Origin of the sequence: Methyloglobulus morosus KoM1 (assembly GCF_000496735.2) — a bacterium.
Taxonomy (GTDB): domain Bacteria; phylum Pseudomonadota; class Gammaproteobacteria; order Methylococcales; family Methylomonadaceae; genus Methyloglobulus; species Methyloglobulus morosus.
In genome coordinates this window covers 1-21,410 of the sequence record NZ_AYLO01000004.1, presented here as the reverse complement: position 1 = coordinate 21,410, position 21,410 = coordinate 1, and the positions used below count along the sequence as shown (strand labels likewise).

Here is a 21,410-nt window from a genome sequence, read left to right as displayed (position 1 = left end):
AGCTAAAACAGGAAAAACTCACAGATCAGCGACTTCTGGTAGAGTACAAATGAGAGCAATATCAAAATATAAACTATAATTTAACTACACGTTGTCATTTAGTTTTAATATTATCTGGGCATAATGACTCGCTTTTGTGTGGTGTCCTAGCTAAATCATTCCCGCACCCATTATGTAACTAACGAATGTTACGCCTATCAACTCATTTTGGCCGCCGAAGGTCAAGGCTCATTCGAATGAGCTTGAAAGCGGTTAATGATAAAATACGCATTAAATATTCATTCGCACCCTATCATCACACATAAAAATGAATTTTCTTTCCCAAGACAAATCATCCAGTCGACCGAATAAAGCGATAATTATTTTATCGCTATGGGTATTCGCAATTTTATTGCTTGGTTTTACTTTTAGAACCAGCCTGGATGAAATGATAACCGTCTGGATCAACGTCGAAGAGTATAGCCACGGCTTTTTTATTCCGGTAATAACCGTTTATTTTCTATGGCTTCGACGACACGAACTAAAATTTATTGAAGAATTTAAACATTCATTACCTGGATTGGTCATCGTCTTCATCGGGTTGATCCTGTTGATTTTAGGCGGTTTGGCTACTTTAAAAACCGTTGAGCAATACGCTTTTATCATTACCTTAACGGGCATGTTCACGATTGCATTTGGCTTGCCTGGGTTGCGTGTAGGTGCGATACCGTTGTTGTTCTTAATTTTTATGGTACCGTTTCCGCAGTTTATCCTGAATAACCTGTCTTCAAAATTACAGTTGATTTCTTCATGGCTGGGCGTTGAGTTTATACGGGCTTGCAACATCATGGTATACCTTGAAGGCAATGTCATAGACTTGGGTATTTATAAATTACAGGTCGTCGACGCCTGCAGTGGACTCCGTTACTTGTTTCCTTTGGCTAGCCTTTCTTTCCTGTGCGCTTACTTGTTTAAGGGGCCTTTCTGGCAAAAAGTGCTGATCTTCTTTTCTTCAGCACCATTAACCATTTTTATGAACAGTTTGCGTATTGGCATAATAGGGATCATGGTGGATAACTGGGGAACGGAGATGGCCGAAGGCTTCTTGCACGATTTTGAAGGTTGGATTATCTTTTTAATTTGCATGGGTCTCCTGTTTATAGAAATGTGGCTGTTTTCAAGGCTCAGTGGGCGCAAAGTGGCATTTAACGAGTTAGTCTTAATTCCCACAGAATGGTCGGGTGACACGAAACAAGGCAACCCTGATATCAGGTTCAATAAATCCGTATTCCTGCTTATGTTATTGCTCATTGGAGCCGCTATTGCATCACACAATATCGAGGGGCGAAAGGACCTCATTCCATCACGCAAGGCTTTTCTTAACTTTCCGTTACAACTGGGCAAATGGGAAGGCCGAAATGATTACCTCAACCAATATTACCTGGATGTACTTAAGCTGACGGATTATGTCATTATCAACTACACACAGCCTGAATCTGGTAATCATATTAACTTTTACAGTGCTTATTACCAATCTCAACGAGAAGGGGTATCAGTGCATTCACCTAAGTCATGCATACCCGGTGACGGTTGGCAAATTACCCAATTTGGGCAGCGCGACTTTCCTGATTTCAAGGTCGACGGCAATGCACTTATAATTAATCGTGCTATTATTCAGAAAGGGGACAGCAAGCAGTTGGTTTATTATTGGTTTCAACAGCGGGGTCGCACGATAACCAATGAATACCTAGTGAAATGGTATTTATTTTATGACTCCATCACGATGAACCGAACCGATGGCTCCCTTATAAGGCTGATAACGAGTGTAAAGGCGGGAGAAAATATCGAAGCAGCGGATCAACGGTTACAAGCGTTTATAAAAGACCTGATACCTGTCTTACCTGCTTATTTACCCGGTAAAAATAGTTAGCGACAAACCCACTCGGTAAGGAGAGATAGTGAGTACAAAAACAGCATTAATAACGGGCATAACAGGACAGGATGGTTCTTACCTGGCCGAATTCCTGTTGGAAAAAGGCTATGTCGTCCACGGTATCAAAAGGCGATCCTCGCTTTTTAATACGCAACGGGTCGATCATATCTATCAAGACCCGCATATAAAGAATCCAAAGTTTTACCTGCACTACGGCGATCTCACCGACAGTTCCAACTTGACGCGAATACTGAGCGAGACCAAACCCGACGAAGTTTATAACCTGGGTGCGATGAGCCATGTTGCAGTATCATTCGAATCGCCTGAATATACGGCGGATGTTGATGCCATTGGCACATTACGTTTGCTAGAAGCCATGCGTTTTCTGGGGATGGAAAAGACATCGCGTTTTTATCAGGCATCCACCTCCGAACTGTACGGGCTGGTGCAGGAAATTCCACAAAAAGAAACCACACCGTTCTACCCGCGTTCGCCTTATGCCGTCGCCAAGCTCTATGCCTACTGGATTACGGTCAATTACCGCGAAGCCTACGGAATGTATGCCTGCAATGGCATCCTTTTTAACCACGAATCCCCTCGTCGCGGCGAAACGTTTGTAACCCGTAAAATTACGCGCGGCCTTAGCAATATTGCAATGGGGCTGGAGCAATGCCTGTTCATGGGCAATATGGATTCACTCAGGGATTGGGGGCATGCCAAGGATTATGTGCGTATGCAGTGGATGATGATGCAGCAAGATCAGCCCGACGATTTTGTTATTGCCACTGGCGTACAGTATTCCGTACGCCAATTCATCGAAATGACAGCCCAAGAACTGGGTGTCGAAATACGCTGGGAAGGTTCTGGTGTTGAAGAAAAGGGCTACGTAGCTGCCATAACGGGGGACAATGCGCCAGGGTTGAAGGTCGGACAAAATATTGTCGCCATCGATCCCCGTTATTTCAGGCCGGCTGAAGTTGAAACCTTACTGGGCGATCCAACTAAAGCTAAAGAAAAACTGGGCTGGATTCCTCAGATTACCTTAGGGGAGATGATCAATGAGATGGTTGCTTATGACCTTGAAGAAGCCAAAAAACACGCACTGTTAAAAAACCAAGGATTTAAGGTCGCTGTCAGCAAGGAATAATGTCATGCAGAACAAACAGAAAAAAATCTATTTGGCAGGACATCGGGGTATGGTAGGATCGGCTATTGCCCAGCAATTAAACGATTCGGGGTATCAAAATGTCATCGTTCGAACCCATGCGGAGCTGGATTTGACGGATCAGGCTGCTGTAAGGGATTTCATGCAACAAGAAAAACCCGATCAAGTTATTTTGGCGGCGGCTAAGGTCGGCGGTATCCATGCGAACAATATTTATCCGGCTGAATTTATTTACCAGAATATTATGGTTGAAGCCAATGTCGTGCATCAAGCATGGGCTGCAGGCTGCCAACAATTGCTGTTTTTAGGCAGTTCCTGTATTTATCCGAAGCTAGCGCCCCAGCCCATGCAAGAATCGGCATTGTTGACGGGCGTTTTGGAAGCGACCAATGAACCTTACGCGATTGCCAAAATTGCCGGAATCAAACTCTGCGAATCCTACAATCGACAATACGGCACCGATTACCGTTCGGTCATGCCGACAAACTTATATGGGCAAAATGACAATTTTCACCTGGAAAACAGTCATGTTATTCCGGCTATGATCAGAAAATTCCATGATGCCAAAAACAGCGCCTCGCCGACCGTCACCCTTTGGGGTACCGGTAAGGCCATGCGCGAATTTCTGCATGTCGATGACATGGCTGCCGCTTGCCTGCATGTGATGGAGTTAAGCAAGCAAAGATATCAAGCCAGCACGGAGCCGATGCTGTCGCACCTTAATGTCGGTACGGGCGAAGACGTGACGATCCGTGAATTGGCCGACACCATACAGCAAGTGGTGGACTATCAGGGTGAAATCACTTGGGACACTAGCAAGCCAGACGGCACGCCGAGAAAGCTCATGGATGCCAGTAAGATTAAGTCGTTGGGATGGCAACCCCGTATTACGTTGGTTGAAGGCTTGGCCAACACCTATCGCTGGTTTCTTGAGCATCAAGGCCAATTTAAAGCGCAATAAAATTCACGATTGGCGAGGAAAGCTTAACACCAGCACCGCCACATTGATAGCGAAACCCAAGCCAAGCATGATGCCTGCCAATAGTATTTTGATATGACGAACCCTATCTAGACATCATCCATGTGGCTGGGCTTGATCTGAGACGCAATGGCACTGATTATACCGAAAGGAATTTTTAGCGCCGCCCGACAACGACATCCTATCCAGTGGAAACAAGTTAGTTCGGGTGCAGTATTAGCCGAGCAAACGACCATAATTTTGGTTAGTTAGGGTGAATTGCCCAGCAGTTTAGCAACGATAAAATCACGCAGAAACAAAGCCAAAAATATCGGATTTGTTGAGCAATATCGCTTAATTAGCCGTCGGTCTTGCATCATCCTGTATAGCCACTCAAGCCCATATTTTTGCATCCACAGAGGTGCTCGCCGGACATGTCCGGAATGAAAATCAAACGCTGCACCCACGCCGACTTGCACCGGCACATTGATTCTAGGCAAATGGGCGGCAATCCACTTTTCCTGCTTAGGGGCACCTAACCCAACCCACAAGAAATCGGGTCGGCATTGGTTAATCAAGGCAACTAACTGTTCATCTTCTTCGACAGATAAAGGTCGAAAAGGCGGGGAATGCCAACCAACAATCGCTACGCCAGGAAAACGTGATTGCATGGCGCTCACTAAATCGGTTAGCGTATCTTCTTTGCCGCCGAGAAAAAAATGTTTCCATTCTTGGTTGCGGCCTTGATTCAGACAACGTAACATCAACTCTGGGCCGCAAACGCGTTCTTTAATGGTCGCCCCATGTACGGCACGGGCATACCACACCAGCGGCAAACCATCCATCGTGATTAACGACTGATTGTTGATGTCCTTAAACGCCTCATCGCTTAGGCTGGTCACCACCGTATGGACATTGGCGATGCACACTTGATGCGCTTCCCGCAATGCGACCCATTGCGCGAATAAACCCAAACAATACTGATAATCGAGAATAGGGAAATTTAAGCCCAGGATATTGATCGCCTTAAGGTGCTGTCCAGAATTTTGGTGCATAATGTCGCGCATACTGCCAGTTAGGGAGAAATTTTGATGAAATATATTTTCGGTTTCTTGATTATAGCAGTTTTGTGTTTTGTACCCGCAGCCATGGCGACAGACTATTATGTTAACCCCAAAGGGAATGATTCATGGTCTGGCACATTAAAAAAGCCCAATGTAAAACTTACCGATGGCCCATTTAAAACGTTAGAGCGCGCCAAGTTAGCGATAAGGACGTTAAAAAAATCAAAGGCCTTTAAGAATAAGGTTACCGTCAATCTAGCTAGTGGTGTTTATTATCTGAACCAGCCGCTGAATTTAAATTTAATTGATTCCGGTTTGCCTGATAGGGAAATACTGTGGCAAGGCGAGCCGGGCGCTCAAGTGACCCTCAGTGCAGGAATGCCCGTTACTTGTAAAAAGCGCGACGCCACGTTTTGGGATTGTCCGCTGCTAAAACTCCCTGCCAGTACCGCCTACTTTGATACAAGTCGCATCAAAGGCAACACACCCAAATTTGAATTATTTGTAAATGACCAAAAACTGGAATTAGCCCGTTGGCCGGATAAGGACTGGGCGCATATTAAGTCGCCGTTAGACCAAAAAACCCAATTTTCAGTAATGGAAACTTTGCCAACGTTGACTGGCGACATCAAAGCCGCTCAAGTGCACATATTTGCCGGCAATGATTGGTACGACCAATACATAGGCGTGGACTCGGTAAATCAACTCAGCAATGCCATCAAATTGCCAGATTTAACCACCTATCCACTCATCAGCGGCAGGCGATTTTACATTCAAAATTTACCCTCGTTATTAAACGCGCCGGGCGAATGGTTATTTGACGCAGCGGCTAAAAAGATTAGTGTCATACCCCCTGCGGATATGGCGTCCATGGAGTTCATGCTGACATCATTGCCGAATATCTTATTTATCGACGGGGCTAGTTATTTAACATTCAAAAACATAAGTTTTAAGTACAGTACTGGCACGGCAATCACCTTGAAAAACTCCAAGAATGTTGCATTGGATAGGGTGGAAGTCAGCAACATAGGCGGCAAAGGTATCGAAATACAGAAGGGTCAAAATGTAATTTTAAGCAACAGCAGCATTCATCATACCGGTGCACAGGGCGTGGTTGTTTCCGGGGGAGATAGAAATACCCTCCAAGCTTCAGGACATGTAATCCATAACAATCATATCCACCACATGAGCACAACAATACTCACCTATACACCGGGTATTGATATCAATGGTGTGGGCGTCACAGTAACGCATAATTTACTGGAATATGGCGCTGGAACGGCAATCTTAATTAAAGGAAATGAACACCTGATTGAAAAAAATGAAATCCATCATTTCTGTATGCAGGCTTCGGATTGCGGGGCGATATACTCTGGCCGCGATTGGGCAGCACGAGGCAATGTTATTCGATACAACTCTATTCACGATATTATCGGCTATGGCATGAAGAGCGTGGATGTGGCAAAAAACCAAGCGGTTTATCAATCGCCAGACGGTGCGAGGGGAGTTTACCTAGATGACGGCGCCAGCGGTTTTGAGGTGAACGGCAACATTTTAGAAAATGCCGGATTGATGTCCATTCAGGTTGGTGGAGGACGCGACAACAAGATAGTGAATAATTATATTAAAACCAACGAATATGCTATTTGGCTGGATGCCCGATCTGCTGATTATGATTGGAATCAAAACCAGAAAATACTGGAGGCCTCGCCGTATAAAAGCCCTGTATGGGCACAAAAATATCCTGATTTGGCATCCCCGATGCACAATAAAAAATGGCCTGAAGGCAATAGGATCGAACACAATGTCATTGTCACAACCAACCCAGTCGGCTTATTTCTGCGGTATCATGTACCTGTCGACTCCATCATAATCGCGAACAATTTAGTCTGGTCAACTATAGGCAAGCCCAGAGTCAATTTTGAGATATTGGGATCAAATAAGAATATTGTGGGGAACTCTTGGGTACAATGGGCAGAACAAAAAATTGAACGCGGCAGCATCGTGGCCGACCCTTGCGTTTCAATCAATGACAAAAAAATGACCACCTGCCCTGATTCGCCTATTAAGGATATTGGCTTTAAACCCTTGCCAATCGATATCGGGTTGATCCGATAATTGGGAGTCTTGTCTTGGAATCTATGAAATAAATAAGACCTTGGCGGATACGCATTGGCTTTGCCACAAGCAGCAACACTTGTGCAGACAACAACCCCAGCGAATATCACTGGGGTCTAAGCTTCAGCCAAGGGATTTCGATTCTCAAAATTTACAAAGCAAATGCCGAAACCTACACTTCTGCCATTGGCGCGCATTTAATCAAGCAAGCTGCAACCCCTTAAGTTTACTGCAAGACCTTTGGCAGTGGTAGCGCAACTATCTTGTGAGTTAGCAATTCCATCGCCATCCGTATCAAGCAGGGTCAGGTTCTGGGTGAAAACGATCCGCCCTGAGCGCGGCGGAATCGACATCGGCCACGTTACAACCGTCCCTTCAGGGAAGTTGACATAGCTTGAACACAAGCTTGGATTTTGTATCCTGCTTGGGCAGTCTGCTGTCGTAGTGATGTCAGTTTTATTGACAAGCATTTCGGTAACGATTGGGCCGATACTGCCAAGATCCATCGGGGCGATCTCAAGATTTCCAATCCACAATTGTTGCCCTGCCGGAATTTCATTGATGTCAAAGCGCGCCCCTTGGTCATTCAAAGCAGGATTGGCAGCTGTGTCTGATGCCTCGAAAACAAAGGAGTAACGCTTCCAATCTGCCGTGGGCGTGACTCTTGTAGAATCTGTTTTCAAGCTGCCATATTTGGTCGGCCCTGCAAAACGGACATTCAGCCATAAAAATCCTGTGGTGTAGGTCGATTTCATATCGAAAGACACCCGGTAAGTCTTGCCTTTTATAATTGCGAACTTTGGGCTATTGACCAAACTTGTTGATGCACCAGCAGTAACATGACCACAGTTGACACTAACTGGCAAACACCCTTCAACCGCGATGCTCGAAGTCAAAGCCCCTGCGTTCCAAACAGCCCAACTTTGCAAGCCCGCAGAAAAATCCCCGTCAGGCACAATGTTTTGTCCAACTGTCCCCAACGAATAAGTGGTTATTGGTGCAGGATTGTCACCGTTCAAATCATTATTGCGTATCACATTGGTTGAGGTTGTTGCTTTCTGCCAATCGAGGAATGTATAATCAGTAAGACTACTGGTTCCATATTCTGATACGATTACAGGGGAATATATTGTCGAATAGTGGTTACTGTCATAAGAGGCAAACTTATCAACATTACCGACTAGAGAGTTATTAAGAATAGCGACACCTTTATTCGTCGTTGGAAAAAGTTGATTGCCAGTAATAATATTCCCCTGTAGACCACCGTTAATCACCCTATCCTCTTGCTGCCAGATCAGCCGATCTTGATTTCCGTAAAGCAGATTTTGACTGACGGTATTTTGACTTCCATTATGAATGTGAATGGCGTTTGTTGTTCCATTGACAGTATTGCCGGTCACGGACATGCCCGACGCCCCGTCGTCAAGATAAATGCCATTGGCTAATTTGCTGGTGCCATCTGGTGTACCATCGATATTTCCAAGGACATCAAGCACCAAGTTGTTTTGGACTGTCGTCCTCAGCGAGGCCGGATCGACGTAAATTGCGCTGCAATCGCTTATAAAGGCACATGAACGTTGGATTAAATTTGTTTCGATGAGGTTGTCCCTTTGGCTCCTGATACCGTACCCCCCTATATCTGATAAGGAATTATTCGAAACAATAGAGCCCAAACCTCCAAAAATACTTACCCCTGATCTCAGTGGTATCGAAATACTTTTGCCCGCTTTTACAAATTGCCCAATTTCCGCCAGCTCATTGCTGTCGATAAGGGCGTTAGTTGAATTAATGGCACTGATCCCGTTGACGCCTACTCTATCGATGAGGTTATTTGCAATAGTGGGGACATTGGAACTCTGGGCATTAATTGCATAGTCAGTCACATTATGAATGTTGAGGTGCTGCAATGTGATGTTAGAAGAACTCACTATATCAATGCCTGTTGCAGCGCCGTCAATCTCCAAATTATCGACCGTCAAGCTTGTCTTGGCGCGCAAATCGACAGCCGTGTCGATTGCAGCAAAAGAAATTCGATTGCCAGGGTTTTCATTAGTCGGTGTCCAAACATAGAGGGTTTGTGCCGCACTGTCGTAAAACCATTCCCCCGCAGAATCCAGCATCCAGAGTGCATCATAAAAATAAAAGCCCCAGCCTGCCTTCGATAGGGGATATGCCGTATTAGGCGCAAATGAAATTGTGCCTGCGGCCACTCCGGTTACAGCAAAGTCATTGATTTCCCAGTCCGCATCACGCAGCCTAAATTTCATCCCGTTAGTTATAGTGACCCCAGTGGGCAGTTCTAAATCGGGGACTGCAATTTGTGCGCTGAACTTGCTGCCATTGGCGTTCGTAAGAACGGGTGATGCCGCAACCGTACGAAAATACACTGACTCGGGTTGAGCGGGATCATGGCCTACATTGGGATGATGTGCTATTGCGACTGGATCGTTGTCAAAAAGAACCATATTTGCTGTTGGTTGAACACCGCTTTCCTGGATTTGTGCGTACCGTATATAGATACGCTTCGTTGTAGGGACTTGTATATCCAATCTGGCGTTCGGCAGCGTTTGTGTGGCCGTGAACTCAGCATTTACGGTTTGCCATTGGCCAATGCCGGAAACTTTTTTGTTTAACCCCAACGTGCGATAAGAATTTCCGTTTTCGCGTACAATTAAGTTAATTGATGTATCGCTGGCCGCATAAAAGGACAGCGTCAAAGCATATTTTTTTCCGCCTACAAGCGGGAATGGGTTGCTATTGGCGAGGCTTGTGCTTGCGGATGTGCCCGCCAGAAAATCCATGCATCCTGCCACTGAGGTAGGGCAAATGGTGGCAAAGGTTTGGCTTGCATCTGATGGCCATTTGGCCCAATTAGCAACAGATGCCGAAAAATTGCCGTTAATTATTAAATTTTGGGGGAGCGTGGTTTTCCAGATGTTTCCTTGGTACTGCCGCCAATTATAGCCAGCAACTGATCGGAATCCAGTTATTTTAGGTTTATTAGTGCATTGGGATGGATATGAACCGAAGTAAATCTTTGCGGTACTCGTTCCGTTACCGCTGGGTTTCAAGGTTTCATACCACGTCTGCCCGCAACTAAATAACACTTGGTCGCCCGGCAGAAGGGGAGTGGCGTTGACTTTGGCAATGCTTTGCCAAGGCCCGTTGGTGCCGGAAATGGACGATGTGGTACCGCTCCAGCTATCATTGCCGTTTAAGGCATCGACATAGTAAGTCACCGCCATTGCATTAGTGCAATAACACAAACTTACTAAAGTTAACAACGAATAACAAAATTTCATTTTTACCTCCGACTGATTTCTATGGACGAGACCAAGCTAGAGCAAGGGCTTCATAGTTTGGTAATAACCCTGTTGACTATCACAAAAACGGTTTTTAACAGCGGGTTTGGGTTAGGACTTAATTGATTAATCCTCAGTATAGTCAGTGAAAAAATACGGTAGTGTCGGAAGATCAAATATGTGCGCCAGTTCTCAGAAAGCTGTCCAGCGATAATTCCATGCCATGTATGGCATTTGCCCGATAACCCGTTCTTGTAAATCTAATCTTTAGTTCTTAAAGCAAGCTTAACCATTTAAGTTGGGAAAAGGGAAGATTAAGCAAAGAATATGTAACAAGGCGAAGAGAAATGAAGAAAATACCGTTTTTACAAATCACCAATGAATAGCTATAGCTCAACTGTTTTAGAATATGGTGACTCTGACCGTTGGAAATTTAGAAAAAATGTTTATCAAGTAAAGCTATAATCTTATCTGAGATAGATTAATATCGGCTACTAGGGTCGTGCCGTCATTTTTCACTACACTTATCTGCATATTCATGTGAAGCCGTTTTAACCAGGTGAGCAGCCGCCTTTAGGCGAAATTAGGATAAGGCCTTTTGCAATCAATATTAGCTACAAATGGATAATCAAGAGAATAACCAGCGGAAAACGAATGCCCTCGCGCCCATTGCTTTATTCGCATTCAAGCGCCCAGCGCATACCTGTCGGACACTTGAGTCATTAGCACAAAATCCTGAATTCTCAAATAGTCATCTGTTCATTTACTGCGATGGGGCCCGCAATGATACGGAAGCATCACAAGTCGAGGAAACCCGACAGTTGATGCGCAACTGGCAGCACCCGAACAAAACGATTATCGAGCGGGATCGAAACTGGGGGCTGGCAAATTCGATAATTGAGGGGGTAACTGAACTATGCGAGCGTTTTGGCCGCGTGATTGTGGTTGAGGACGACCTTATTGTTTCACCAGTGTTCCTGAACTATTTGAATGCAGCACTTGAACGCTATGTGGATGAACCGAAGGTTATGCAGGTATCGGCGCATATGTTCCCAGTGGAAATCCATTCCCAAACCGATGCCGTCATGTTGCCGTTTACAACCTCTTGGGGTTGGGCGACTTGGGATAGCGCTTGGAAGTATTTTGATCCGAGTATGTCGGGCTTTGAAAAGCTCAAGGCTGATAGTGCAATGCGACGAAAGTTTAATTTGGATGGCGCATATCCTTACTTTCGTATGCTCAAGCGTCAAGCAAAAGGCCAAGTCGATTCTTGGGCGATCCGATGGTATTCGAGTGTTTTCTTTCAAAATGGTTATGTTGTTTTCCCCAAACACTCTTTGGTTCAACATGAGGGTTACGATGAGACCGCTACTCACGCAACTCGTAGGGATCAACCATCGGTCAAGGCATTATGGGGTGCGCAAATATCGAGATTTCCAAATGTGGTTTGCGATGAAGATGCTTACATTGCGGTGTTAAAATTCTTTCGAACAGAAAAATCATTGTTAAAGCGCCTACTGGGAAGGATTGGATTTGCGTAAATTATTAAACGTCATACGATGGTTACTCGATCCACTAACCATAGTCATGTTGCATCGAAAATTTTTCGTTCGACAGCTATGCAATGTAGGAAGCGGTGTGAAAGTTACTCACCGTGCAGAAATATTCCATCATGGAAGAAATAAGAGCCAAATTGTTTTGGGTGACTTTGTTGTTTTAGATGGGACTCTCGAAGTCTATGAACACGGCAAGATGACTATCGGCGATTACAGTTATGTTGGGCGAGCACGAATTTATTGCGCTGACAGCGTATTCATTGGCGAACATTGCCTGATTTCGGATAACGTTTGTGTGATGGATAGTGACCTTCATCCACTTTCGGCAACAAATCGAGCGGTAATTGCTGAACGTTGGGCATTAGGTGAATTCCCTGATGTTTATACCGATACTCCAAATGCACCAGTTACTCTTGAGAATCATTGCTGGATTGGGTTTGGTAGTGCAATTTTAAAAGGTGTCCGAGTGGGAGAAGGGGCGGTCGTTGGCTCCAATTCTGTTGTAACAAAAGATGTCCCACCTTGGACGATAGTGGCCGGTAATCCGGCACGAATCATTCGCGAGATTCCAGAAAATGAACGTTAAGAGATTTACCTCTTGGGAAGAGGCGGTTGCTTGGTTGATCGCGCAGCCCGAGCAACAGGAGTTGGTGCGAGCCTGTTATTTTGATCGCCCAGCGCTTCCTGCCGCGCAACGTTACTGGCAAAGCGATGAATGGTGCGCGGTGCGTAAGTTGCTGCCTGCTAATATTGGACGTGTATTGGATGTAGGCGCCGGTATGGGTATCGCCAGTTATGCATTAGGGAAGGACGGCTGGCAGGTAACTGCATTAGAACCCGATCCCAGCAACTTGGTGGGGGCGGGTGCGATACGGCAATTGGCAAGCAAGGCAGGACTGGAAATTACGGTGGTCGAAAAATGGGGCGAAAGGTTGCCGTTTGCGGATGCTTCTTTCGATGTCATCCATGCGCGTCAGGTGCTGCATCATGCGCGAGACCTCGAACAGTTTTGTAAGGAGTTATATCGTGTGCTAAAGCCAGGTGGTCGTTTGATCGCGACTCGTGAACATGTCATTTCAGACGCATCACAGTTACCCAAGTTTTTAGCGAAGCATTCCTTGCAAAATTTGTATGGCGGTGAGAATGCCTTTCAGCGTAAAGAGTATTTGTCTAGCCTGAAAGCGGCAGGTTTTTCTATACTCAGCGTGCTCGGGCCATGGGATTCGATAATTAATTCCACGCCGTTTACCCGGCATAAACTGGCTGAATTTTTTCTTGCACGCTATGGCCATTGGCTAGGCGCTTCAATGATTTCGCGGATTATTTTTACCGAATTGGGCTTCCAATTCGTTCGTCAGGCACTTGCTTTGGTGGATCGTCGACCTGGGCGTTTATATACCTTTGTTGCGGACAAGCCGGAGCAGGTTCAATGAAGGCTGCATTAATTACCGGCGCACGTGGTTTTGTAGGCCGACATTTAGCACGGGCATTACATCATCAAGGTGTACGGGTCTGCGGAATTGGTCATGGTGCCTGGACAGACACGGAACGTGCCGCATGGGGAGTGAGCCACTGGCTGAATGGCGATGTGACTAAGCGCAATATCGACATTGTCCTGTCGAATGTGGGTCAGCCAGATGCCGTATTTCACTTGGCTGGGGGGAGTTCAGTTGGGCCTTCATTAGCGGCACCTGAAGAAGATTTCCGACGCTCGGTATTGTCGGCGGCAGAGTTGCTTGAATGGGCAAGGCTGGCTGCTCCCGATGTGCGATTGGTACTGGCATCCAGCGCAGCGGTCTATGGTGCAGGACACCGTCAGGCCATTTGCGAAACCGATGCATTGGCGCCTTACTCCCCTTATGGATATCACAAACGGATTGCAGAAGAACTGTTTGAGTCTTACGGCAAAAATTTTGGCCTGAATGTGGCTATCGTGCGGCTATTTTCCGTGTATGGGCCAGAGCTCCAGAAGCAGTTGTTATGGGATAGCTGTAGTCGATTGCTAAATGATGCAACACGATTGGTGTTAGGTGGTTCGGGCAACGAAGTGCGGGACTGGTTTCATATTTCGGATGCAGCTAACCTGCTGAGAATAGCGGCAAGCCAAGCCAATCACGATGGTTTTATTATCAATGGCGGCACTGGGATTGCGGTGGCTGTAAGACAGGTCGCCGAACACTTGTGCGCTGCCTGGGGGATGGGTACTCAATTGGAATTTAGCGGCAAGAGCCGCCAGGGAGATCCTCAGTATTTGGTGGCCAATATCGATCAAGCAACGTCGCTTGGTTTTGCACCGCTGGTAAATTGGCAAGCGGGTGTGGCTGATTATGTGGCGTGGTTCAAGCATGTGAATACCCAGGCGGTCGCATGAGGGTGGCTTTTACCTTAATTGGCGGTGCGGGTTGGACGGGTGGGGTTAATTATTTAGAAAACTTACTGTCGGCGTTGCCTGAAACGCCAGAGTGCAATATAAGCCCGGTGCTGTTTGCGGGGACCGATACCGACCAGAATACCTTGTCCCGGTTGGCCCCTTATCTTGTCGAACCGCCTATTTTAAGCCCCGTTTGGGATAACAACAAATTGATGAAGATCGCACGCCTGGTTCTTGGCTTTGGTTTGCAGTGTGACTATTTGGCGCAGCGGGAATTCAAGCGCGCCAACATTGACGTGGTTTTTCAACACGCCGCCTGGTATGGCTGCCGCTTCGGCATTCCCACCTTGGCATGGATTGCAGACTTTCAACATCGGCACTTGCCGAAGATGTTTAGCAAAATTAATTATTACTGGCGTGATATTGGCTATTGGGCACTCAGTCACTGCGCTACACGTCTCATGGTGAGTAGCCAAGATGCACAACGGGACTGCGAAACTTTTTACCCTAAATCAATTGGTCGGGTCGAAGCCGTTCCATTTGCTGTAAGAATAGCTTCGAAAGCAAGTATTACCGAACTAGACGATATTCGCCGCTTATACAAATTACCTGAGAAATTTTATTTTTTGCCCAATCAATTTTGGAAACATAAAAATCACCTCAATGTGGTTGAAGCGATGAACCTAATCAAGCAGTCAGGCAGTGATATTGTGTTAGTGGCAAGCGGTAATGCAAAAGATGGGCGCAATCCTGATCACCCACAGCGTGTGCTTGACTTGATAACAAATTACAACCTGGGAGATAAATTTATGTTTCTTGGCTTGATTCCTTTTCAACACATCTTGCCGTTGATGCGGCTTTCCTGTGGCGTGGTAAACCCTTCGTTTTTTGAAGGTTGGAGTACGACGGTGGAAGAGGCAAAAGCTGTAGGCGCGCCCTTATTGCTTTCTGATTTATCTATACATCGCGAACAAGCCGAAGGGAGGGCTGCCTTCTTCGATCCCAATAGCCCTTCACATATTTCGGCAGTATTGAAAGAGCAATGGCCTACCTTGAAATCAGGTCCAAGACTAGATGCCGAGCATACTGCGGCAGAAATAAATCAACAACACAGAAAACAATTTGCATCGGCTTTCGGTGAGTTTGCCACCCGTACGCTTGTGGGCAAATAAGACGGCTCCGCTTTAGTGCGAGTAGGTTGGTAGTGGAATGCGATAATATGCAATTGATGCGTTATGGATATAGAATATGAGCTATCGATTATTCGTGGCGCTAATCAAAAATATTTACACGTTATCCCGCTGCGTATTTCCGCTTACCTAATATAAAAGGCATCCATCTATTGATAATAAATATTGCAGGAATAGTTAGGACGATTTGTAAAAGACTTGCAATAATGGAGGACGAAACACTTAGTGATTCCAATTTAACGCCTGAAATTATGTATACACCTCCACGTATAACAAACCAAGTCGTCCCTATCAAACCTATAAAAATAATAGCATTACTACCAATATATTCGCAAATTTTATTACGGCCTAGAATTTTACTAATTATTAACCAAAACAATATCCCCGAATAAGCAGCAATATAAAAATTAAAAATATTTCCATAAATCATATTGTTCATGTCTACCCTGCCATTCGTAAAACAAAAGACAAGGTGTAAAACTAATAAAAAAGGTAGGTTTTTATATGTGCACCATCTATCCTTATAAAAATACCCTATACCATAAAAGATAATTGCTGTTTGTGCGACATCAACGCTCCACGGTAGCCTAAAACTTGAATAGGCAACAAAATATCCCAGTACTGCAAAAATTAATAGAAAATATTTATTTTTAATAAAATAAAAAATTACCTCGACTACAAAAAGACAAGGGAGAAACCATAACGCAGGATTCAGAATATCTCGCCAGCTATCACTACCAACCGCATACAAGATGCCGATAAGTGGTTTCAACGAATTAACCGCTAAAGACTTGCCACTTATGCTGAAATTGCGAACCACAAAAAACCAAAACAAATAAGAGAAAATTGCAAAGCAAAAATAAGGTACTAACAACGTATTTAATTTTTTCCTTAAATATTGTTTGAAACTGTACTTGGTACGATCAAATAGAAAACCGCTGATAAAAAAGAACAACGGTACATGAAAAGAATAAATATATTGCTTTAGATATGACTCTGGAATCAAATGACCAAAGACAACCAAGAAAACACCAAAGGCTTTCAAATTATCTAACCAGAAAAGTCTCATTTTTATATTTAAGCAATCACAAACAGATTTAAAAAGCCATGAACAGGCCACAGATTGCAGAAAAACCGATTATTGGATGACGCACGAACCCAGTAATCGGCTGGGGATTTGGATTTCCCAGAAAAGCTGGCACAGTCAATGGCAAGCTCATTTAAAAATTACTGTAAATAGCGATTTAACGGTCTGTGGTAAGTACATAGAGATTGAGATTTTGCAGAACTTATCCAACACATACGTCCCTAGTTACTCTCAGTTTGATAAATTCGCGAATAATTTGTTAGAAGGCTATAAAAGTAACCCACTAAAAACATAAGCCAAATAATGCTAGGATTCCTAAGTATAGATGATTCAGTCATATTATGCATAAGTACTACCAGTATTAATCCATAAATAAAAACATGGTCTTTAAATGCTTGCTTGATCAGCCCACTAAATAGCTGAAATAATAATACACCAAAAATAAAAACGGAAACCAATCCGCCCCTCACTAACAAATCAAGATAACCATTATGTAATTGCCCATAACCCAGATCATTTTGTTTCAAAAATGATCTAAGGCCATCGTAACTCCAGCCAAAGTAAGGTTTATCGGAAAAGCCTTGCATTCCAATTTCCCAAAGGCTAGATCGCCCAGATAAGGAGGAGTCCCTTCCAATCGCTCGAAAGAAATATTTTTCTGATATCAGGTCTGGATAAAGAATATAAAGCAGCATAAATCCAACAAATAAAATAAAAATCCCTAACATTATTTTGATATGCTTTACCCCACCTGTGGAATTTCCAATAAAAGTACACCATACCATGCCGAGCCCTAAAGCTAATGAAAGTAGCATGGATGTCATACTATTAGCTTTATACAGACAGTAGAAGGCACCTGTTAGTGTAATAACAGCGAGAAAAGAAATCCATTTAGTATTTTTGGTATGGAAAAAATTACTCAAGGCAACCCATGTAACGAAAAGACAGATACCGCCTAATGAATTAGGATGAAAAGTTAAGCCACGCCACCGGCCACTAACGGTTACATCATAGATATTGCTTGATTTCATAATACCAATATCCGGCCTGAGTAGGGTAACGCCAATTGTCGCCAGAATGTATATAATCATTACAAAGAGCAGCAGCCTAAAAAACTTATCTTTATCCTTAAATAATAGAACAGCCATACAAAAAGAAACAAAGGCCGTACCTACACTATGGAGAAATAAGATAACTACCTTACCTGGAAAATCAGACCAAAAAAGAGAAATTAGTGTAAGAAAAAATAAAATATCCAGGGGTATTGCTCTGCTGAATACCCATGTTATAACTCCTTGCTGTTTAAATAATAAGATAAAAGCAAGGGAATAAGCCAAAGAAAAGGTGATTTGGTTTATTATGCTACTATCTTGTTGAATTTGGCTACCATAATTCGGTTGCAGCAGCGCCACACCACTTAATATAAAATATATCAAAAAAGGTAAGAGATAGAATGCGCCAACTGTTGGTTGATTATTAAAAATCATTACTTGTCTAAAATAGGATATTAAGAGCGGTTATTTATATTCTTGATAGGCTTTATTAGTAAAAACCATATTCAATTGCCCAAAGTTAGCCGTGATTTTGAGCAAAACCCAAACCCACCTGTGCTTACCCATAAAAAAAGTCACTGGCAACAACAAGACAGATAGACAAAGATAATTTATACGCTTAAAAAACCAAATTGTTTTCTGAGTTAGTGAGAACTCTCTCAAATATACTTTAGCGTAAATTTGCCCCCCCCTCAGTGCCCGCTTTACTAACCAATTAACTGTCATTCGTTCTGGCGGAATTACTTCATATACCAAGGCGGCATCGTTCCAAACGAGTTTTGCGCCATTCAAATATAATCGGTGAAATAAATCGGTATCTTCGCCACCGGTTAGCCCATATTCTGGATCAAATCGAAAAATAGCTTTAAATTTTTCTGGGTTTCTAATTAGCGTGTTATTAGTTGCGCCGTGAGTCTTTATATCGCCGGATTTACTGGCATTACGATTAAAAAAACCGCCCTTTGATATCCAATCAGGTGCGACTTCCGAAAATTGTGGCATAACGGGTCCAAAGACAACGTCAGCGTCATATTGTGTGCTGGCCAATAACAAATTATTAAGCCAATCCGGCGTAGCCCATTCGTCATCATCAATAAATGCCAGAAAATTTGCATCCGTATAATCAAGAGCTTTATTGCGGGTAATAGCAATATTTTTTTCCGGCTGCGTGTCATAAATGTACGGTAAATCTTTTTTAGCAAAGAAGGCATTCACTATGCTTTGTGCAGATGCATTTGGGTCATTATCGATAATGATTATCCTAATTTTAATGCTTTCATCTAAAATTTGTACAACCAAAGATTCCAACAGTTTTTTTAACAAATCGACTCTTTTGTAAGTTGCAATGCATATATCAATATTAATTATTTCTATAGGCATGAAATGCTCTCCACAATAAAAGTGCTAAAAAAAGTTGACCTAATGCCATTGCCTGTATACTTCCGTCTATTCCATTTATTTTAATAAGAAGCCACGCCATTCCGACTGTAGCAAGAGCAGTAAAAAAATTGCAGAGGGTTATGACTCTAAATTTTTTATAAATTTGCAATAATATAGAAGCATTGGAACAGACAGTTTGAGCTACAAACACCAATGCCCATAATAAAATTAACGGCCCTATATTGGCATAATCTTTGGGAAAGAACTTATTTAGCACATAATCTTTGATGAAAAATATAACCAAAACAAGCAAGAAAATAACGGTAATAATCAGCAGCAGAATTTTTTGCGTCAATCGGATAATTTCAACATGCTTGCCATCATTTCTTAATATAGCCAATCTAGGGATAAATACCTGCGCTAAGCTGGTACTGATAACGGCTGCAGGTGAAAGAAATAATCGCGCTGCATTCGCTTCAGCGATACTTGAAGGTGTAGCTAAAATGGAAAGTATTGCAACATAGCTCTGCGACTGTATCCAAGTAACCATAACACCGCCAAGCGCCCACCTTCCATGATGCCAGGCTTCTTTTATGCTATCTTTAATTTCATAGACTTTTACCTTTTGCAACAGATTGGATAGCATTAAACCTGTGAACCCAGCAATAAATGCACCGCTCCCATATATTATTACTGCCGATATATGCGATACATTAAGCCTATAAATAGCTGCCGGAAACAAACAGCCAAAAATAATCACGACATTTAAAATATCGATTTGCAGCACTCGATAAGGTTTTAAAGCAATATAAAAATAACGCCTTATGAATTCATGGAATATTGCCGCCATAACGGTGCATGACAACACCAATGTGTATGCCAATAAATCAAATGTAATTATATGAAAATAAAATCCCGCATAGCTAAGGGCTGAAAAAATAATCCATAATGGAAAAAAAATAAAATATTGCCCTAAAAGCATGGTGTAGCAATATTTTATTTTATCGGTTTTTTCAGGTGCGAAAACTGTCATTTGGCTAGTCACAAGTGCGTTAGCGACTCCTACACACAATAATATAGCCGCAAAACCGATACCATAAAGTCCGTAGTTATTCTTGCTGGATAATTTTATTAACAAAAATCCGATGCCGAGATTACTCAGGCTGATTAACCCTTGGTCGATAATGCCATAAGCTGCATCTTTTTTGACTGTTGCCATTAGTTGCACATCCTTTCTGCAAACTTAATATTGCAAAAACAGCAGGATCGAGCGTCTAGATTGAGCCACTTAATTGCAAAAATATTTTTATTGCCAAAGTGTCGCTTTTTTTGGGTAGGGTTACTATCCATCTATTTTTATTGTGATCTTGAAGTGTTTGAAATATCTGCAGAGGATCGGGACAGTACTATTACGACCACCATAAAGTTAAATCACCCCCGGCAAAGCCGGGGGCTTATCATTGTTAGCCCCTCAAAGGGGCATATTCAGGAATCGCCTAAAGGCGATCATCCTTTCCAAAGGCTCATCTGCTCGTAGCGCTCATCTTCGCGCTCTTGCTCCCTGATGCACTTCCGTACCATGTCTTCATCAAGGCCGACCGTCGAGACAAAAAAACCTCTTGCCCAAAAGTTTTCGCCCGTGAAGTTCTTGGTCTTGCCCCTAAACTCCCTCGCAATCGAAATCGCACTCTTCCCTTTGATAAACCCAACCACATTCGATACCGCGTATTTCGGCGGGATGCTCAAACACATGTGAACATGGTCTGCCATCAAATGCCCTTCAACAACTTCACAGCCCTTCTGTTTTGCCAGTTCATGAAACACCCGCCCTAAGTGCCTCCGTATTTGCCCAAACAACTGCTTACGTCTCCTTTTTGGGATGAACACAACGTGGTATTTGCAATTCCACATTGTATGGCTCAAACTTTGATACTCTCTCATTCTCGATTCTCCGAACTATTGACCAAGTTCCTGAGAATCGGCCCGACCGCCTTATAGGTCAAACCTTTGAGAGTCCCCCGGCTTAGCCGGGGGTTTACCTTATTTAATTATTGCATACTAGAGTTTCTACTAAGCCTAAAACTTAATGCAAGTGGTCGATTTTTTAACTCTATTACAAAAGAGTTGGATAAAACTGGTAAAGAAATTTGTTTGTTTTCATGGTATTGTTAAGTTAGTATAGCATTTGCTACACTTACCCAATTTGTAGGGGTAAAGGCTAATATGAATTGTCCAAAATGTGGTTCGACCGATTG

16 protein-coding genes are annotated in these 21,410 nt (G+C 43.5%); 9 read left to right on the top strand and 7 right to left on the bottom strand.

Annotated features, from left to right (window positions below):
• The first annotated feature begins 307 nt into the window (after window positions 1-307).
• Genes xrtD through fcl form a run of 3 tightly spaced genes read left to right on the top strand, consistent with a single transcriptional unit; the run spans window position 308 to window position 4,038 of the window.
• On the top strand, window positions 308-1,909 hold the full coding sequence (gene xrtD, locus MGMO_RS00220) for a VPLPA-CTERM-specific exosortase XrtD (RefSeq protein ID WP_023492988.1): 1,602 nt from the start codon (window positions 308-310) through the stop codon (window positions 1,907-1,909).
• 28 nt (window positions 1,910-1,937) lie between these two features.
• The gene (gene gmd / locus MGMO_RS00215; protein ID WP_023492987.1) at window positions 1,938-3,059 is read left to right on the top strand and encodes a GDP-mannose 4,6-dehydratase; all 1,122 of its coding nucleotides are present in this window, start codon (window positions 1,938-1,940) and stop codon (window positions 3,057-3,059) included.
• Between the two features lie 4 nt (window positions 3,060-3,063).
• On the top strand, window positions 3,064-4,038 hold the full coding sequence (gene fcl, locus MGMO_RS00210; protein WP_023492986.1) for a GDP-L-fucose synthase: 975 nt from the start codon (window positions 3,064-3,066) through the stop codon (window positions 4,036-4,038).
• Window positions 4,039-4,304: 266 nt separating this feature from the next.
• Here the strand turns inward: fcl and MGMO_RS00205 are convergent, their stop codons facing one another.
• Entirely contained in the window at window positions 4,305-5,102 is a 798-nt protein-coding gene (locus tag MGMO_RS00205) for a WecB/TagA/CpsF family glycosyltransferase (RefSeq protein WP_023492985.1), read from the bottom strand.
• Between the two features lie 81 nt (window positions 5,103-5,183).
• On the opposite strand from MGMO_RS00205, the gene MGMO_RS00200 reads away from it, so the two are divergent.
• On the top strand, window positions 5,184-7,217 hold the full coding sequence (locus MGMO_RS00200) for a right-handed parallel beta-helix repeat-containing protein (protein WP_235557196.1): 2,034 nt from the start codon (window positions 5,184-5,186) through the stop codon (window positions 7,215-7,217).
• A 197-nt stretch (window positions 7,218-7,414) separates the two neighbouring features.
• Here the strand turns inward: MGMO_RS00200 and MGMO_RS00195 are convergent, their stop codons facing one another.
• On the bottom strand, window positions 7,415-10,519 hold the full coding sequence (locus tag MGMO_RS00195; RefSeq protein ID WP_023492983.1) for a right-handed parallel beta-helix repeat-containing protein: 3,105 nt from the start codon (window positions 10,517-10,519) through the stop codon (window positions 7,415-7,417).
• 620 nt (window positions 10,520-11,139) lie between these two features.
• On the opposite strand from MGMO_RS00195, the gene MGMO_RS00190 reads away from it, so the two are divergent.
• The 5 genes from MGMO_RS00190 (at window position 11,140) to MGMO_RS00170 (ending at window position 15,618) form a co-directional block, all read left to right on the top strand.
• The gene (locus tag MGMO_RS00190; RefSeq protein ID WP_023492982.1) at window positions 11,140-12,060 is read left to right on the top strand and encodes a glycosyltransferase family protein; all 921 of its coding nucleotides are present in this window, start codon (window positions 11,140-11,142) and stop codon (window positions 12,058-12,060) included.
• 97 nt (window positions 12,061-12,157) lie between these two features.
• On the top strand, window positions 12,158-12,661 hold the full coding sequence (locus MGMO_RS19375) for an acyltransferase (RefSeq protein ID WP_023492981.1): 504 nt from the start codon (window positions 12,158-12,160) through the stop codon (window positions 12,659-12,661).
• On the top strand, window positions 12,651-13,508 hold the full coding sequence (locus MGMO_RS00180; protein ID WP_023492980.1) for a class I SAM-dependent methyltransferase: 858 nt from the start codon (window positions 12,651-12,653) through the stop codon (window positions 13,506-13,508). The genes MGMO_RS19375 and MGMO_RS00180 overlap by 11 nt, the downstream gene beginning before the upstream one ends.
• Window positions 13,505-14,446, top strand: a complete 942-nt coding sequence (locus tag MGMO_RS00175; RefSeq protein WP_023492979.1) for an NAD-dependent epimerase/dehydratase family protein — start codon at window positions 13,505-13,507, stop codon at window positions 14,444-14,446. Before MGMO_RS00180 ends, MGMO_RS00175 begins: the two co-directional genes overlap by 4 nt.
• Entirely contained in the window at window positions 14,443-15,618 is a 1,176-nt protein-coding gene (locus MGMO_RS00170) for a glycosyltransferase family 4 protein (protein ID WP_023492978.1), read from the top strand. Before MGMO_RS00175 ends, MGMO_RS00170 begins: the two co-directional genes overlap by 4 nt.
• A gap of 121 nt (window positions 15,619-15,739) precedes the next feature.
• On the opposite strand, the gene MGMO_RS00165 is transcribed toward MGMO_RS00170, so the two are convergent.
• The 5 genes from MGMO_RS00165 to tnpA all read right to left on the bottom strand — a co-directional run bounded on the left by MGMO_RS00165 (window position 15,740) and on the right by tnpA (window position 21,096).
• Window positions 15,740-16,705 carry an acyltransferase family protein gene (locus MGMO_RS00165; protein ID WP_023492977.1) on the bottom strand — a complete coding sequence of 322 codons (966 nt, stop codon included), beginning with the start codon at window positions 16,703-16,705 and terminating at the stop codon, window positions 15,740-15,742.
• Window positions 16,706-16,944: 239 nt separating this feature from the next.
• Window positions 16,945-18,210, bottom strand: coding sequence for an O-antigen ligase family protein (locus tag MGMO_RS00160; RefSeq protein WP_023492975.1), 1,266 nt, complete (start codon window positions 18,208-18,210; stop codon window positions 16,945-16,947).
• Between the two features lie 30 nt (window positions 18,211-18,240).
• Window positions 18,241-19,155: a glycosyltransferase gene (locus MGMO_RS00155; RefSeq protein ID WP_023492974.1), complete on the bottom strand. Its 915-nt coding sequence runs from the start codon at window positions 19,153-19,155 to the stop codon at window positions 18,241-18,243.
• The gene (locus MGMO_RS00150) at window positions 19,136-20,374 is read right to left on the bottom strand and encodes a lipopolysaccharide biosynthesis protein (protein WP_023492973.1); all 1,239 of its coding nucleotides are present in this window, start codon (window positions 20,372-20,374) and stop codon (window positions 19,136-19,138) included. The genes MGMO_RS00155 and MGMO_RS00150 overlap by 20 nt, the downstream gene beginning before the upstream one ends.
• A gap of 287 nt (window positions 20,375-20,661) precedes the next feature.
• A complete protein-coding gene (gene tnpA, locus MGMO_RS00145) occupies window positions 20,662-21,096 on the bottom strand; it encodes an IS200/IS605 family transposase (protein WP_023492972.1) in 435 nt (144 codons plus the stop codon).
• Window positions 21,097-21,410 lie beyond the last annotated feature (314 nt).